Below are 15,507 nucleotides of genomic sequence, written 5' to 3'. Positions count from 1 at the left end.
TCAAGCATAGGCGAACCGCCCGCGGCTGCCTATATGCCGAACGGCCAGCTACCTGCCCGCGATCAAGCCGCGCATCATGCATTCATGCAGCACCTCGGCAACGGCAACGCGGCCGACCTGGCAAAGGTGAGGATTTACAGGAGCGAAGGTGAGAATGTTCGGGAATTGCGCGCCGGAATGCGCGAAAACGCCAAAGGTGATGAAAACATGCGCGGCACATGCACCACGCGCATCGCGCGCGGGAGCACATGGGCGACATGCGATTACCGCGCTGTTTACCGGAAATCGGCGCGACATGCGGATAAATCGCGGCGCTTTAACGGATTGGCGTACGGCAATCGCACCGCGCGCCGTCGCGATTCGGCGAATCGCCCTGCTTCGCGCCGCCCCAAAAACAAAACGGTGCGATGGCCATTCGGCCATGCGCACCGTCAGTCAGCGCGGGAAAGGTGAGGCTTTTCGGGAGTCAGTCCTTGATCAGGAAACGCGCCCGGTTCTTGCCGAGCCAGGCCGGCGCACGGCCGCGGCCACTCCAGGTTTCGCCGGTCTTCGGATTGAGATACTTCGGCGGCAGCGGACGCTTGGCCTTGACAGGCGCGGCCGTGGAACGGAAGCCGAGTTCCTCCGGCGTAATGTCGAATTCCTCGATCTTCGCGCGGATCGACGCGATGGCGTCGGTAATCGCCTTTTCGCGTTCCTTATCGATCTTCTGCTGAAGCTTTTCGAGTTGCGCTGTCAGTTGCCTGTAGGTCGCCATATGGATGGAGTTCCCTGAGTGTTATTTATGAAAAATAGGTGACTCGAAGCAAATAGAAAAGGCCCCGGCGCGATCGGGAAACTCCTCGGCCTGAGAAAACGGGATCAATAACCGCTTTTCTTCTTGCATGCGAAGAGAAGGCTCCTTACGCCGCCGTCGACCGACTGCTGCAGCACGTCGAATTCGCCATTGCAGGTGGCGCGTGCGTTGTCCGTGCAATTGCTCCACGAATCGCCGCTCGTGCATTGCACCAGCGTGGTCGGACGCCCATCCGAAGTAAACAGCGGGGCACTTCCGCCGCATCCCCCGAGCGCCGCCATGAGAGCCATCGCCCCGGCCTGTCGCATCAGCGCTCCAGGCCGTCGACAGACCGACGCAAGCATGTGTTTCATTGTTCTTTCCGTCAACCTTTTTTTAAATGTCGCGAGTATGCCATGTCATTCCGCACACGCGTCAATTCGGCACCCGGTCGGGCCGCGCGCGCGTCTTGTACGGCACCGACCGGTGCGGATCGTCGGTGATGCGAACGAAAACCTGCTCGACGTCGGGCAGCGCCTCCAGCTCCCGCTGCAGCGCCGCACGATCGAACGACGCGCTCGCGCATCCTTCCACGTAGATGAACCGCCGCTGCACGGTGATCCACAGACTCGTGCCGCCCAGGCTTGCCGAGCCGGCGAAGTGCGCCTTCGCCGCGTCCGCGATCGGCGCGTCGTACATATACGAGTTCGGCTTCGTGCAGCGATGCGCGAGCCAGCAGGTCGTGCCGCGCTCGGCGCGGTAATGCGCGTCGTCCGCCATCTCCGCCTTGGTCATCCACGGCCCGAGCGGCACCGGGCATCCGGCGACGTCCTGCGACAGCGCGACGAACGGATCGTTGTACCAGTTGCGCCGCGCGGCCTGCTCGCCGGCCGCGTCCTGTTGCGCACGCGCGGATGCCGCCAGCACGGACGCCGCCAGCGTCACGGCCAGCCACCGCGCGATGCAGGTTCGCTTCATTGCCGCCTCCTCGTTCGGGCCGCGCCGGCACGCGCGGCACTACCAGTCGATGCCCAGCGCCGCCAGCTTCTTGTAGAACGTCGCGCGCCCGATGCCGACACGCGCGGCCGCGTCCACCACCCTGCCGTTGCAGGCGGCGAGCGCATCGGTCAGGAACTGGCGCTCCCAAGCGGCCAGCGCGTCGGCATACGAGACGGACGGCGCCGCGCCCGCGTCCGGCTCAGCCGGCGGCAACGCGGCCGCGCCCGGCGCGTGCGGCATGCCGTCGGGCTGCGCACGCGCGGGCCCGAGGAACGGCGCAAGCGCGCGCGCATCGATCACCGAACGATCGGACAGCATCAGCGCGCGCTCGAGCGTATTGCGCAGCTCGCGCACGTTGCCCGGCCACGGATACGCGCACAGCATCCGCAGCGCATCGTCGGTCAGTTCGCAGTGCGCAGCGCGCCCGTGCTGCGCGGCAAGCTCCTCGAGCGTCGCATAGACGAGCGCCGCGATGTCGGACGCACGCTCGCGCAGCGGCGGCGCATGAATCGTCAGCACATTGAGCCGGTAATAGAGATCCGCGCGGAAGCGGCCGGCGGCGACGAGTGCCGGCAGGTCGGCCGAGGTCGCCGCGATGATCCGCACGTCGGCGCGCACGATGCGGTTCGAGCCGACCGGTTCGAATTCCTTGTCCTGCAGCACGCGCAGCAGCTTGCCCTGCAGCGGCAGCGGCATGTCGCCGATCTCGTCGAGAAACAGCGTGCCGCGATCGGCCAGCTCGAACTTGCCGACGCGCCCCTTGCGGTCGGCGCCCGTATACGCGCCGGGCGCCGCACCGAAGAACTCGGTTTCGAGCAGCGTGTCGGGAATCGCGGCGACGTTCACGGTCACGAGCGGCTGGAGCGCGCGCGCGGACGCCGCATGGATCGCATGCGCGAGCAGCTCCTTGCCGGTGCCGGTCTCGCCGAGCAGCAGCACCGGCGAATCGACCTGCGCGGCGCGGCGCGCCTGGCGCTTGGTCTCGAGGCTCGCCGCGCTGGTGCCGACGAAGCTCGCGAACGTGTACTTCGCGCGGCGCGCCTGCGCGAGCGAGCGCTGCGTCGCGATCAGCTGCTGCTGCAGCTGCACGTAGCGGGAAAAGATCGGCGTCAGGGTCTTCAGCTGGTCGAACAGCGCGAAGCCGATCGCGCCGACCGTCTCGCCCGCCTCGTTCTTCAGCGGCAGGCGGGTCACGACGAGCGGCTCGCGGCCCGTCTCCATGATGTCGAGCAGGATCGGCTGCCCGGTCGACACGACCTCGCGCATCAGGCTGTGCGGAATCACGGCCTCGCAGTCGAGCCCGACCGCCTGCTGTGGATCGGCGAAACCGAAACGCGCCGCATAGCGCTCGTTCATCCATACGATGCGCGCGTCGTGATCGACGATCAGCGTGCCGGCGCTCGAATCCTCGAACGTCCTGAACAGCGATTCGGCGGCGCGCCGCAGCACGTCGCCGTAATCGACGGGCAAGCGCGCCCAGTCGTTCATCATCGTGTCGTCGTCTCCACGTATTTTTGTTGTCGAATGTCTCCGGAACGAGACGGATTATCTCATTCCGGAGACATCCCGCAATGCCTTGCCGGATCGCATTCCGTACGGTTTCCGGGGTCGTCCGTGCGGCCAACCTGTCTCCAGATCAAGACGATTTATGTAGAATCGCCTGAAGATTGGCCGGCACGGGCCCGCCGGCCACCTCCGGATCCGCGTCCGGCGGCGCACGGCGGCCGGTGGCACGAAACCTGCACGAACCTGAGCCGGTCCACCGCGGCGGCTCGCCGCACGACCGAACAACAACCAAAGCCATTAGGAGACTCTCTTGTCTTTCGTGATCGTCCTCGCCGCGTTGGCGTTCCTGATGTTCGCCGCGTATCGCGGCTACAGCGTGATCCTGTTCGCGCCGATCGCCGCGCTCGGCGCGGTGCTCATGACCGATCCGGCCGCCGTCGCGCCGGTGTTCTCCGGCATCTTCATGGAGAAGATGGTCGGCTTCGTCAAACTGTATTTCCCGGTGTTCATGCTCGGTGCGGTGTTCGGCAAGGTGATCGAACTGTCCGGCTTCTCCGAGTCGATCGTCCACGCGGCGATCCGCTACATCGGCCGCTCGCGCGCGAATGCGGTGATCGTCGCGGTGTGCGCGCTGCTCACCTATGGCGGCGTGTCGCTGTTCGTCGTCGTGTTCGCGGTGTATCCGTTCGCGGCCGAACTCTACCGCCAGAGCAACATTCCGAAGCGGCTGATGCCCGGCGCGATCGCGCTCGGCGCGTTCTCGTTCACGATGGATTCGCTGCCCGGCACGCCGCAGATCCAGAACATCATCCCGACCACGTTCTTCAAGACGACCGCCTGGGCCGCCCCGGCACTCGGCACGATCGGTTCGGTGTTCATCATCGTCGTCGGCCTGTCGTATCTCGAATGGCGCCGCCGCGTCGCGATGGCGAAGGGCGAAGGCTACGGCACGTCGCTCGTCAACGAGCCGGAGCGCGTCGTGACCGATTCGCTGCCGAACCCTGTTCTCGCGATCCTGCCGCTGATCCTCGTCGGCGTGTCGAACTTCGCGCTCACGAAGCTGATTCCCGTCTGGTACGGCAGCACGTCGTACACGGTCACGCCCGACGTGCTGCCCGGCGTGCATACGCCGGTCACGACGTCGATCAAGACCGTCGTCGCGATCTGGTCGGTCGAGGCCGCGCTGCTGCTCGGCATCCTGCTCGTGATCGCCACGTCGTTCCGGCGCGTCAGCGAGCGCTTCGCGGCCGGCTCGAAAGCGGCGGTCGGCGGTGCGCTGCTCGCCGCGATGAACACCGCGTCGGAGTATGGCTTCGGCGGCGTGATCGCCGCGCTGCCGGGCTTCCTCGTCGTCGGCGATGCGCTGAAGAGCATTCCGAACCCGCTCGTCAACGCGGCCGTGTCGGTCAGCTCGCTCGCCGGCATCACCGGCTCGGCGTCCGGCGGCATGAGCATTGCGCTCGCCGCGATGTCGGACCTGTTCGTCAAGGGCGCGCAGGCGGCGAACATCCCGCTGGACGTGCTGCACCGGGTCGTCGCGATGGCGAGCGGCGGCATGGACACGCTGCCGCACAACGGCGCGGTGATCACGCTGCTCGCGGTCACGGGCCTCACGCACCGCGAGTCGTACCGCGACATCTTCGCGGTGACGCTCATCAAGACGCTGGCGGTGTTCTTCGTGATCGCGGTGTATTACGCGACGGGGCTCGTGTAAGCGCGACACCGCAACGCGCAGCCCTCCATCGCGCGAGGGCCGCTTCCCCGGGGGCAGGCAAACCGATGCGTTTGGCCTGCCCCGTTCTTCATTCGGCGCGGAGACTGCCGGTGCGTGCGCCGTCGATCCCGGAAACCGGGCTACCTGCTCAACGCGGCTCGACCGCCGCCTTCGCGTACGACTCGCGCTCGATCTCCAGTATTTCCGCACACAGCTGCAAATGGGTTCCGGACGGCGCGCGGCAGCATTGCGCCAATACCGACAGCACCTGTTCCGACAACGCACGCTTCACGTCGGCGGACCGTCCGCCGAGAATCGCGAGCTTCGCGTGGGCGAACGCGCGCGGCGCGTGCGCGGTGCCGACGGCGAACGTGTCGAAGCACGATGCGCGGCTCTTGATGTCGAGTTCGTCGAAATGGCCGGATGCGGCGAGCGCCTCGTTGAGCGCGACGAGCGTCGCGCGGGCGTCGAATCCGTCGAGGTTGCCGGAATATTCAAGCGTCAGATGGGGCATGGCGTCGTAGTGATGAGTGAAGTCGCCGCGCGCCGGAGCATCGATGCCGGGCCGGCGCGCGGAAGACGCCCATAGTACCTGCTGATGCGCCGCCGCCGCGCGCCGGCGGCGCATCCTTTCCGCTAGGTCTTCACCGGCTGGAGCAGCCGCTCGCACGCGGCCGCCTGCGGATCACCGGCCGGCAGCTTCCCGCACACATCGTCGAATTGCTTCACGACGGTCCGGACCGACGCATCGTGCGCGCCGCCGTTACGCCAGCGCGTCAGTTGCGTGACCACCTTCGTCAGCGCCCGCAGGTTCGCACCGTAGAACGCGTCGCGGGTCTGCCCGGCCTGCGCCAGCACGCTGCCCGCGATCCCTTCGATCCGCGCCGCATCGTCCGGCCCGAGCTCGACCGCGTTCGCGAAATAGGTCGCGCCCCAGCGCAGCCGCGTCGCGGTGCCCGTCGCGCTCTCGTACGCCTTGCGGTACCAGTCGAGCGCCGCGGCCTTGTCGCCGCGCGCCTTCGCATTCGCCGCGAGCCCGGACATGAAGTAATACGGCGTTGCCGAATGCCCCAGTTCGGCCTTCAGCAACGTGTCGGACGCATCGAGCAGCCCGGCATCCGTCAGCGTATCGGCCGCCTCGCTGACGAGCGCCTGGCGCTCGTACACATTCGCCGCGCCCTGGATCGCCGCGGCCGTGCGCTGGCGCACCGCGCCGACGAGCGCCGGCGCATCGAGCGGCGTGCCCTTGCGGGCATCGCCGCGCGCAAGCAGCACGCGGCCGTGCAGCGCCATCAGGCGATCGATCGACGACAGCGTGCGATCGTCCGACAGCCGTGCGAGCGCCGCGTCATACGCATCGCGCAACTGCACGCGCCGGGCCGCATCCGTGCCGAGATACGCGACGACGCCCGCGGGCGCCGCGATCAGCACGTCGGCGTCGGCACGCGAGGTCGCGGCATCGCGCAGCACCGTGCGCAACGCATCGGCGCCGGCCGCCTTGTCGAGCGCACCGGCCTGCGCGGGCTCTCCGTTCGCGGCGACCACCACCGATTTCAGCTCGAGCCGCAGCGCATCGCCCTTCGCACCGGCGGCCTGCGCGCGTCGCGCGAGCGTCTGCAGCGTCTCGGCGACGCGATCGCCGGGCACCGGCAGCGCGCCGTCGGTATCCCACGAATAGTCAGCCAGCATGCGCCACTCGTCGCGCGTCACCGTCGCGCCGCCGGACGCATCGCCCTTCAGCGCGTTCGCGAGCGTCTGCCGCACCGGATGCGCGGCGTTCATGCCGAGCGACAGCGCGCGCATGTAGCGGTCGAGATCGGCCTCGCCCGGCAGCCGCGTGACCTCGGTGCCGTCCGGGCGGAACAGGATCATCGTCGGATAGCCGCGCACCTTGAAGCGCTCGCCGAGCTTCTGCGCGCTCTCGGTGTCACCGTCGAGATACACCGGCACGAAGAACGACGAGCGCGAGCGGAATGCCTGCTGGCTGAACACCGTCGACTTCACCTGGTTGCAAGACGGGCACCACACCGCGCCCCAGTAGAGCAGCAGCGGTTTGCCGGTCCGTTTCGCCAGCGCGAACGCGGCGTCGACGTCGCCTTGCTGCCAGGCGATGCCGGGCGGCACATGCACGGGCTCGCGCGGCGTCTCGGCCGCGAATGCCGCGCTTGCCGCCGCAAGCAGCCATGCGGCGGTCAGGGTCCGGATAGAGGTTTGCATCGATGCGGTCTCCATGGATCGTTAAGGCCGCGCAACGCACGCTGCATGCGCCGCGGCCGTGAAACGCGAATCGCGCGCACGCAGCGCACGGCTCGCCGCAAACATTTGCGAATGCGTCCGGACAGCGAAATACGCGCCGTTTTCGCTCGACACCGTTCGCGGCACTCGCGAACGCGCGCGTATTCCGGCCGGCATTCGGCCAATCGTAGAACGATACGGATCGTGCATCCAGATGAAAACGAATCAATTTTCAATTAGATATGAAATGGAATTTCCTGACGCATTTCCACCCCGCCCCGCATTGCGCGACAACGCGATCGAATCTGGAACAATTACCGACTTTCATCCGCTTTTTATTGCCATTCAGGCCGAATTTCCGCGTTGCGCGCCGACCTGTGCACGAATTGGAAATTTGCAATATTCGCATTCACCGAAGCGTGTATAGTTGCGCCGTCGAAAATTCGCGCGCGCTTCTTCCGCCGGAATCGTTCCGGCCATGTCTGTCCATTCGCCGTATTCGCGTGCGCTTTAAAAAATCACCGAATCCAGGGCCAGGACTGTCATGACGCAGCCAGAGATCATCATTTCCACCGACGCGGTCGAACCCGGGCTGCGCAATGATTTCTGGCGCGAGGTCACGCTGCCCGTGTTTGAAACGACACCGCTCGGCGACGGCGCGAACGCCACGCTGGCGGGCACCATCCAGAGCCGGCCGGTCGGCGGCCTGCTGATGGGCGAGACGACCTTCAACGCGCAGCAATACCGGCGTGACCGGCGCGTGATTGCGCAGGGCGGACTCGATGACTACGTGATCCAGGTCATCACCGCCGGATCGCTGCGCGGCGTGTTCGGCCTGCGCAATGTCGCGGTCGAGCCCGGCGACATCTGCGTGATGGATCTCACGCGGACCTTCGACAGCCGCGTCGAGGCCGGCGCGACGCTGACGACGGCCGTGCCGCGCAAAGCGCTGGAGCGTGCGCTGGGGCGGCACGACCTGCACGGCGTCGTGCTGAAGGCCGGCCGGCCGCTGACGCAGCTGCTCGTCGATTTCCTGCACGGCTTGATGGCGGCATCGGCACGCCTGTCGGCGCGCGAATCGTTTGCCGCGCAGGACGCGATGACCGCGCTGCTGGCCGCGGGCCTCGCCGGAGAAGACGTCGCGGCGCGCGAAACCGCATCGGTGCTGGCGGACGTGCTGCGCGAGCGCATCATGGAATTCATCGACGCGAACCTGACGCGGCCGGAACTGAATCCCGACCTGCTGATGCGCCGGTTCCGGATCTCGCGCGCCCATCTGTACCGGACCTTCGCCGACGACGGCGGCGTGAGCCGCGTCATTCGCAACAAGCGCCTCGACGCGGCTTACGTCGCGCTGCGGCATCCGCGCGGCCGCGAACGGTCGATTGCGGAAATCGCCGCCGAATGCGGATTCACCAGCAACGCGCAGTTCCTGCGCGCATTCCGCGCGCACTTCGGCGTCACGCCCAGCGACGCGAAGCGGGCGCGCATGGAATCGGTATCAGCGCGCAGCGGCATGCTCACGTTGCACGATCATTTCGCGAACTATCACGTGACGCCGGACGCCGCTTCGCGGGCATCGGCCTGAATCGCACCGACGCGGCGCCGTCATGCCGGCAACCGGCGGCGTGACGCCCCATGTAAAACGATTGCCGTGCGGATTTGGGACGTCACCCGGGTAAAAACGAGACAATTAGAGTCCTGCTGTTATTCAATTGAACCGGAAAGAATGCAACAATTTCGCACCGGATACACCCCGTGTTCGGTAATATTTGTGCCATTCTTGAGCCACCTCCGTGTGGCTTCTTTTTTTCCGTGTCCATTAGCCGCGTTTCCCCGAATCGCGTACGCCCCGGCGCCGTTCGCCTCACTCGCGCCTGCAATCCCGGCCGCCCGGCACGGCATGGCGCGCGAAGTGAATGTGCAGGCTCGACAGGTCATGGCCGGCCGCGAAGTGCGCCCGATGCTCGGTGCGGATCTCGCGCGCCGTGACGCCGAAGCGCTGACGCATCGCGCGCACCAGCATGTCGCTGCTCGAGAAGCCGTAGCGGAACGCGACTTCCTTGATCGTCTGCCCGGTCGAGCGCGGATCGACGAGCGCCCGATACGCAAGATCGAGACGCCGGTCGCGAATGAACCGTGCGACGCCGCCGTCCGCCTCGAACACCCGGTACAGGTGCGCGCGCGAAATGCGGAAATGCGCGATCAGCGCGTCGGGGCCGAGGTTGCGATCGGTGACATGCTGCGCGATGTACTGCACGATCCGCGTGCGCAGCGCGGCGCCATGCGCGCCGGGCCGCTTGCCGGCAGGCGACTCCGCCCCGGAGAGCGCGGCCGCGAGCAACGCCATCATCGCGTCCTGCACGGCGACGGACTGCGCCTGCGACACCTGCTCGTTCAGCGCATACATGCCCACCAGGTAATCGGCGAGCAAGCCCGTGATCGCCCGTTTCGCGCTCAGCACGACGCCGTGCAGGTCGCGCCCGCCCGACGCCTTCTCGAGCCCTTCGCGCGGCACGAAGACGGCGACGGCCTCGCCCGCATCCACGCGGCCGACCATCGGCTGGCCGAGATCGATGATGTAGATGTCGCCCGGCCCCGCGTCCACGTCGACGCCGTTGAAGTTGCCGGCGAACGAGCCCGAGCGCACCAGTTGCACGAGGTACTGGTCGAACCCGCTTTGCTGGATGGTCCGGCGATCGCGCCGGTATTGCTGCGCATTGAACGACGTCCGCCACATCAGCAGCTCGCCGAGCATCCGCGATGCCAGCGTGCCGGCCAGCCGCGCGTCCGCGTGCCCGGCGATCGGCGCCGTGTCGACGATGGGCCGCGTGACCTGGCGCCAGTATTCGTCGCGCAGCGCCGGCTCGACACTGTCGGTCGATAAGAAGACTTCCCCGGAAGCCATGATCCCCTCGCATTCTTGATGGCTGTTGCGATGCTTGTTCTGATCATTCGTGAGCCGCGCCGTCGTCGACAGGCCAGCTTGCATGCGTCGCGCCCGGTTACCGCTGCCCTCCGCGAGACGATCCGCGGCGGGATTGTGCAGGCAAACCGGTGTCGATGCCCACTCGAAAGTCATGTCTGGATACGACATGCCCGGGTGGGCATGTCGTATCGTCGAGCCGCGCACTCAACGCAAGTGCGGCGTCACGAAACGGCTTGCGTCAGAACTGGTAGCCAGCGCCGACGACCGCGCCGAAGTCCGAGCGGGTGTTGCCCGTGACGGACGCCTTGACGACCCACTTGTCGTTCTGCGTCACGTACGAGTAACCCGCCGCGAAACCTTGCTGGCCGCGGTAGTTCGCCGTTGCCGCCGACACCATCGAACGCCCCGGCCCGGTCGGCTGCGGAAGGCCGGCAACCGCCAATGCCGACGCCACGCCGCCGAACATGTCCTTCTTGACGGTGTTCAGGTCGTTGTAAACCTGGCCGACGCGTTGATCCGTGTAGCTGCGCGCTGCCGCGACGTTGTCGTTCAACTGCTGCACGTTCACCGCATCGGTCGGCGCGGTGCCGGCCGCGACGTTGGTGACCTGCCGCTCGCTGCCCTTCGCGCCGACCGAGAACGAGTTGTCGCGATCCGCCACCGAGCCCTGGCCGACCGCGACGGCGTTCTTGCCGGTCGCGGTTGCCGTCGACCCGAACGAGCCCGCCTCCGCACGCGTGATCCAGGTCGTATTCGCATCGGTGGCAGCCGCCCGAATCGCCTGATTGGCCGACACGTCACGCAGCGCGCTGTTGAGCTGGCCGACGTTCACCGCGTCGTTGCTGTTGACGCCCGCCCCGACACCGGTCAGCACGCGATTCCCGCCGGCGCTGTTGGCGATGTTCACCGACGTGCCGCCCGTCCCCGCGCCGACCGTGATCTGGCCGTTCGGATCCTGCTGCTGCACCAGGCCCGCCTTGCCGTTGGTCACGTTGGTCACGTTCTCCTGCAGGTTCGTGATGTCGGTCGTGTTCTTCGCGACCTGCTGGTTCGTCGCGTAGAGCTGCGAGCCGTTCACGGCGTCCGTGCTGGCTGCGCTGAGCGTGCCGGCCTGCACGTTGGTGATCTTCGTGCCGCCCGCGCCGCCGCCGAGCGTGATGATGCTCTTCGAGCTGTCGTCGTAGGTCACGGCCATCGCGCCGAGCTGGTTGATGCCGGACTGCACCGCCTTCAGCTGCTTCACGTTCACCGCGTCGGTATCGTCCACGCCGGCCGCCAGGTTCTTCAGCACGACCGGCGACGCCGCGTCGCCGCCGACGAGCGACACGGAATTCAGACGGCTGCCGTTCGCGTCCACGTCGTATTTCACGACGTTCTTCACGGCTTCACCGGCCTGGTTCGACACGTTCGTGATCTGCTGCTGGAGGTCGGACTTCACGCCGAACAGCTGGCCGCCGTTCACCGCGTCCTTGCTGCCCGCGGCCACGTTGCCGTCCGCGACGCCGGTGATCTTCGTGGCCACGCCGTCGCGCGCCGCGTTGTAGGCACCGGCGGCCGGATCGAATTGCAGCGCGTCCCGCTGCAGGCCCGAGATGATCGTCGTGTTGTTGGCGATGTTCGTTTCCGCGTTGCCGAGGCGCGTTTCGTGGTTCTGGATCGTCGTCGCATTGCTCGACACGCGGCCGTCGAGATTGCCGAGCGCATCACCGACGTTGTTGAACGACGTGCCGCCGATGTCGTACTTCGGCGCATTGATCGAACCGTTCGTGTTCGCGGACGCGCCGCCGCCGAGCGCGGCCGCCGTGCTGTCGGTCGCATAGCGCAGTTGCGAGCCGTTCACCGCGTCGAGGCTGCCGGCCTGGACCCCGCCTTCCGCGACGTTCGTCACGCGCACCGGCACGCCGCCGTTGCCGGCGCCGAGCGACACCTGGCGCTTGCTGCTGTCGTCGTACAGCACCGCGTTCGTCGCGCCGTTGTTCACGCCCGACGACACCGAATCCTTCAGCTGCTTGACGTTCACCGCGTCGGTGTCGGCCTGGCCGGCCTTCACGTTGGCGATCGTCTGCGGAGAGGCCGTGCCGTGGCTCGCGTCGTACGCGCCGATGCCCGCGTTCCATTGCAGCGCGTCCTGCTTGAGCGCCGCGATGTCGGTCGTGTTCTGGCCGATGTTCGTCGTGTTCGTCGTCACGCGCTGGTCGACGTTGGTGATCTTGTCGCCCTGCACGTCGATTTGCGATTGCAGGCCGCCCGTCGCCTTCGACAGCTGGCCGACGTTCACCGCATCGTTCGCATTCACGCCGTCGGCGACGTTCGACAGCGCAACCGGCGCATGACCCGCGCCGCCGAGCGTCACCGAATTCTTGCCCGCCGCGTCGTACTTCACGTTCAGCTTGTCCGCGGCCTGAAGGTTCGACACGTTCGCGTTCGTGACCGACAGATTGCTCGTCAGCGACGACACGTTCGCCGTCAGATTGTCGACGCGCGACGTTTGCGTGGCGACGTTCCGGTTGGTCGCATACAGCTGCGCGCCGTTGACTGCTTGCGTGCTGTTCGCCGACAGGTCGCCCGCCGCAACGTTGTTGATCGTCACCGGGCCCGATGCGCCGCCGACCAGCGAGACGGAATTCGTGCGATTGCCCTGTGCATCCGTGTCGTACTGCACCGCGTTCTTCGTCACGCCGCCGATGTTGCCGTTGATCTGGTCCTGCACCGACTTCAGCTGCGCGCCGTTGATCGCGTCCGTGCTCGTTGCGGAAACGTCGCCGGCCGCCACGTTCGTGATCTTCTGCGCGCTGCCCGAGTTGTGCGACGCGTCGTACGCACCGGCCAACTTCGACCATTGCAGCGCGTCCTGCTGCAGCGCGCCGATGTGGGTCGCGTTCTGCGTGACGCGGCCGTCGATCGACGTGATCGCGTCGCCTTGCTGCTTCACGTTCTGGTTCGTCGCGAACAGTTGCGAGCCGTTGACGGCATCGGTCGAATCCGCCGCCAGCGCACCGGCCTTGACGTTCGTGAGCGTCGTGCCGTTCGCGCCGGCCAGCGTCACCGAGTCGAAGCCTTGCGCACCGTCGTACTTCACGTTGCGCGTGTCCGCCTGCTGCAGCGCCGTGATGTTCTGCGTGTGGGTCGTGACGATGTTGTTCGTCGTGTCGATCTGCGATTGCAGGCCGCCCGTCGCTTTCGACAGTTGACCGACGTTCACGGCATCGTTTTTCGCGACGCCGTCTGCGACGTTCGACAACGTGACCGGCGCGACCGCGTTCGCACCGCCGAGCGTCACCGAGTTTTTCGCCGTCGTATCGTATTTCACCGACAGCGCATCGGAGGCCTGCAGGTTCGAAATGTCGGTCGTGTTCTGCACGACGCCACCCTCGACCTTCGTCACCCGGCCATCGATGTTCGTGATGGCCGCCGCGTTCGTGCCGACTTGCTGGTTCGTTGCATACAGCTGCGAGCCATTGACGGCGTCGGTCGAATCCGCCGCCAGCGCACCGGCCTTGACGTTCGTGAGCGTCGTGCCGTTCGCGCCCGCCAGCGTCACCGAGTCGAAGCCTTGCGCACCGTCGTACTTCACGTTGCGCGTGTCCGCCTGCTGCAGCGCCGTGATGTTCTGCGTGTGGGTCGTGACGATGTTGTTCGTCGTGTCGATCTGCGATTGCAGGCCGCCCGTCGCTTTCGACAGTTGACCGACGTTCACGGCATCGTTTTTCGCGACGCCGTCTGCGACGTTCGCCAGCGCAACCGGTGCGCTCGCATTCGTACCGCCGAGGGTGACGCGCGTGTGAGCATCGCCGTCGTATTGCACCGCGTTTTTCGTTGCGCTGCCGATCTGGTTCGTGATCGACGTGCTGAGCGTGCTGATCTGCGTGCTGACGTTGTTGCTGATGCTCGTGCTGACCGACGACAGGCCGCCGCTCAGTTGCTTCACGTTCACGGCGTCCGTGTCGGCCGTGCCGGCCGCGACATTGTGCAGGCCGACCGCCGAGCTCGCGCCCTTGCCGCCGAACGTCACTTGATCGTGTGCGCTGCTGTCGTACTGCACGGCGTCCTTCGTCGCCTGGCCGACCTGGTTCGTGATCGACGTGCTCAGCTGGCTGATCTGGTTGTTGACCGTGTTCGTCACGTTCGACAGGCCGGTATTCAGCTGGCCGACGTTCGCCGCGTCCGTGTTTTGCACACCTGCCGCGACGCCGCTGATCGTCGTGCCGTTCTTGCCGTCGAGCGCGATCGCCGCGTGCGAATCGTCCGTGAACTTCACGGCGTTCTTCGTCTTCGCGTCGATCGTCTGGTTCAGCGTGTTCGTCGCGTTCGTGATCGACGTGCTCAGCGTATTGTTGACGTTCGTCACGCGCGCGTCGACGTTGCCGATCGACGTGCTCAGGCCGCTGTTCACGTTTTTCAGTTGCTGCACGTTGACGGCGTCGGTGTCGGCCGCGCCCGCTGCAACGTTCTTCAGCTGGCGTTCCTTGCCGGTCGAACCGAACGACACCGCACCGCCCACCGGCGCAGCCGTGCCGCCGAACACCGGCGTGCCGCCGTTGTTCGCGCCGATGCTGTTCGAACCGATCGCGAGCTGATCGTCGCCGCTCGTCACCGCGCCCGCGCCGATCGCGACCGCGCGCTTGCCGGCCGCGCGGGTTTGCGTCTTGCTGTCGAAGGTTGCGCCGCCCGATACGCCGTCGGTCCCGCCGCCTTTTGCCGAGCCGATCGCCACCGCTTGGGAATCGACGGCATAGGCGGAGTGGCCAAGCGCGATCGAACGATCGCCGTGCGCGTCGGCAACGTTGCCGAGTGCGGTTGCGTAATCGCCGACCGCCGCCGATTGACGGCCGATCGCGACTGCGCTGTTGCCCGCCGCCATCGCGCTCGGCGCGATCGCGATGGCCGAATTGTTCAGCGCGCGCGCGTTGACGCCGACCGCGACCGAACCGCCCGTGCCGTCTCCGCTCGCATTCCTGTTCGCGTTCGCGCCGTCGCCGAGGGCGATGCCGGTGCAGTTTGCGCTGCCGCCGTTTTGCGCCCATCCCGGCTGGCTGCTGTTGTACGTGCCGGAATTGTCCGGATTGCCGCGATCCACGAAATTCGCGTCGCCGCAGCCAGTCGCATGCGCGGCACCCGCCCCCATGATGCCGATACCCGCAAACATCGCCGTCACAAGCATCGAAATTTGCTTCTTCTCCATTCTGCGTTTCCTCTTTTCAAGTTGTGTTGCATTGAACAGAAATCAGTACTGCGAATCGTCTTGAACTCTTGAACTGCACGACGGCGATCGCGGATCGCCTGGCGCGAGAAAATTCGCCGGAATGTCCGGGCGCGACGACGCATCCGCGCGACTGCGCAGACGATCGC

The 15,507-nt window shown here is 66.6% G+C and carries 12 protein-coding genes; 4 read left to right on the top strand and 8 right to left on the bottom strand.

Annotated elements, in window-relative coordinates; genetic code table 11:
• The first annotated feature begins 33 nt into the window (after nt 1–33).
• Nucleotides 34–453, top strand: a complete 420-nt coding sequence (locus ABFO07_RS29740; protein WP_150999072.1) for a hypothetical protein — start codon at nt 34–36, stop codon at nt 451–453.
• A gap of 13 nt (nt 454–466) precedes the next feature.
• Here the strand turns inward: ABFO07_RS29740 and ABFO07_RS29735 are convergent, their stop codons facing one another.
• From ABFO07_RS29735 to ABFO07_RS29720, 4 genes are all read right to left on the bottom strand, one after another.
• Nucleotides 467–757 (bottom strand): H-NS family nucleoid-associated regulatory protein, encoded by a 291-nt coding sequence (locus ABFO07_RS29735; RefSeq protein ID WP_017331042.1) that lies wholly within the window; start codon nt 755–757, stop codon nt 467–469.
• A gap of 104 nt (nt 758–861) precedes the next feature.
• Nucleotides 862–1,149, bottom strand: coding sequence for a hypothetical protein (locus ABFO07_RS29730; RefSeq protein ID WP_230942023.1), 288 nt, complete (start codon nt 1,147–1,149; stop codon nt 862–864).
• 61 nt (nt 1,150–1,210) lie between these two features.
• A complete protein-coding gene (locus ABFO07_RS29725) occupies nt 1,211–1,753 on the bottom strand; it encodes a BON domain-containing protein (protein WP_059565109.1) in 543 nt (180 codons plus the stop codon).
• A 39-nt stretch (nt 1,754–1,792) separates the two neighbouring features.
• Nucleotides 1,793–3,265, bottom strand: coding sequence for a sigma-54 interaction domain-containing protein (locus tag ABFO07_RS29720; RefSeq protein ID WP_059565108.1), 1,473 nt, complete (start codon nt 3,263–3,265; stop codon nt 1,793–1,795).
• Nucleotides 3,266–3,590: 325 nt separating this feature from the next.
• On the opposite strand from ABFO07_RS29720, the gene ABFO07_RS29715 reads away from it, so the two are divergent.
• Nucleotides 3,591–4,994, top strand: a complete 1,404-nt coding sequence (locus ABFO07_RS29715) for a GntP family permease (protein WP_059565107.1) — start codon at nt 3,591–3,593, stop codon at nt 4,992–4,994.
• A 148-nt stretch (nt 4,995–5,142) separates the two neighbouring features.
• Here ABFO07_RS29715 and ABFO07_RS29710 read toward each other — a convergent pair whose 3' ends face one another.
• Both ABFO07_RS29710 and ABFO07_RS29705 read right to left on the bottom strand, forming a co-directional pair.
• Nucleotides 5,143–5,622: a 5-carboxymethyl-2-hydroxymuconate Delta-isomerase gene (locus ABFO07_RS29710; RefSeq protein WP_230951454.1), complete on the bottom strand. Its 480-nt coding sequence runs from the start codon at nt 5,620–5,622 to the stop codon at nt 5,143–5,145.
• An 8-nt stretch (nt 5,623–5,630) separates the two neighbouring features.
• Complete coding sequence (locus tag ABFO07_RS29705) at nt 5,631–7,211, bottom strand: thioredoxin family protein (protein ID WP_059907742.1); 1,581 nt, start codon at nt 7,209–7,211, stop codon at nt 5,631–5,633.
• A 58-nt stretch (nt 7,212–7,269) separates the two neighbouring features.
• Here ABFO07_RS29705 and ABFO07_RS29700 point away from each other — a divergent pair, with 58 nt between their 5' ends.
• Both ABFO07_RS29700 and ABFO07_RS29695 read left to right on the top strand, forming a co-directional pair.
• Nucleotides 7,270–7,656: a hypothetical protein gene (locus ABFO07_RS29700; RefSeq protein ID WP_155634486.1), complete on the top strand. Its 387-nt coding sequence runs from the start codon at nt 7,270–7,272 to the stop codon at nt 7,654–7,656.
• A gap of 117 nt (nt 7,657–7,773) precedes the next feature.
• Nucleotides 7,774–8,817 carry a helix-turn-helix domain-containing protein gene (locus ABFO07_RS29695; RefSeq protein WP_060017806.1) on the top strand — a complete coding sequence of 348 codons (1,044 nt, stop codon included), beginning with the start codon at nt 7,774–7,776 and terminating at the stop codon, nt 8,815–8,817.
• Between the two features lie 279 nt (nt 8,818–9,096).
• On the opposite strand, the gene ABFO07_RS29690 is transcribed toward ABFO07_RS29695, so the two are convergent.
• Both ABFO07_RS29690 and ABFO07_RS29685 read right to left on the bottom strand, forming a co-directional pair.
• Nucleotides 9,097–10,137 (bottom strand): helix-turn-helix domain-containing protein, encoded by a 1,041-nt coding sequence (locus tag ABFO07_RS29690; protein WP_347469214.1) that lies wholly within the window; start codon nt 10,135–10,137, stop codon nt 9,097–9,099.
• Nucleotides 10,138–10,396: 259 nt separating this feature from the next.
• Entirely contained in the window at nt 10,397–15,340 is a 4,944-nt protein-coding gene (locus ABFO07_RS29685; RefSeq protein ID WP_347469212.1) for a YadA-like family protein, read from the bottom strand.
• Nucleotides 15,341–15,507 lie beyond the last annotated feature (167 nt).

Source organism: Burkholderia stagnalis, from assembly GCF_039848545.1.
GTDB lineage: Bacteria > Pseudomonadota > Gammaproteobacteria > Burkholderiales > Burkholderiaceae > Burkholderia > Burkholderia stagnalis.
Note: the sequence above shows the minus strand (reverse complement) of the source record. Positions and strands in the feature narration are given on the sequence as shown.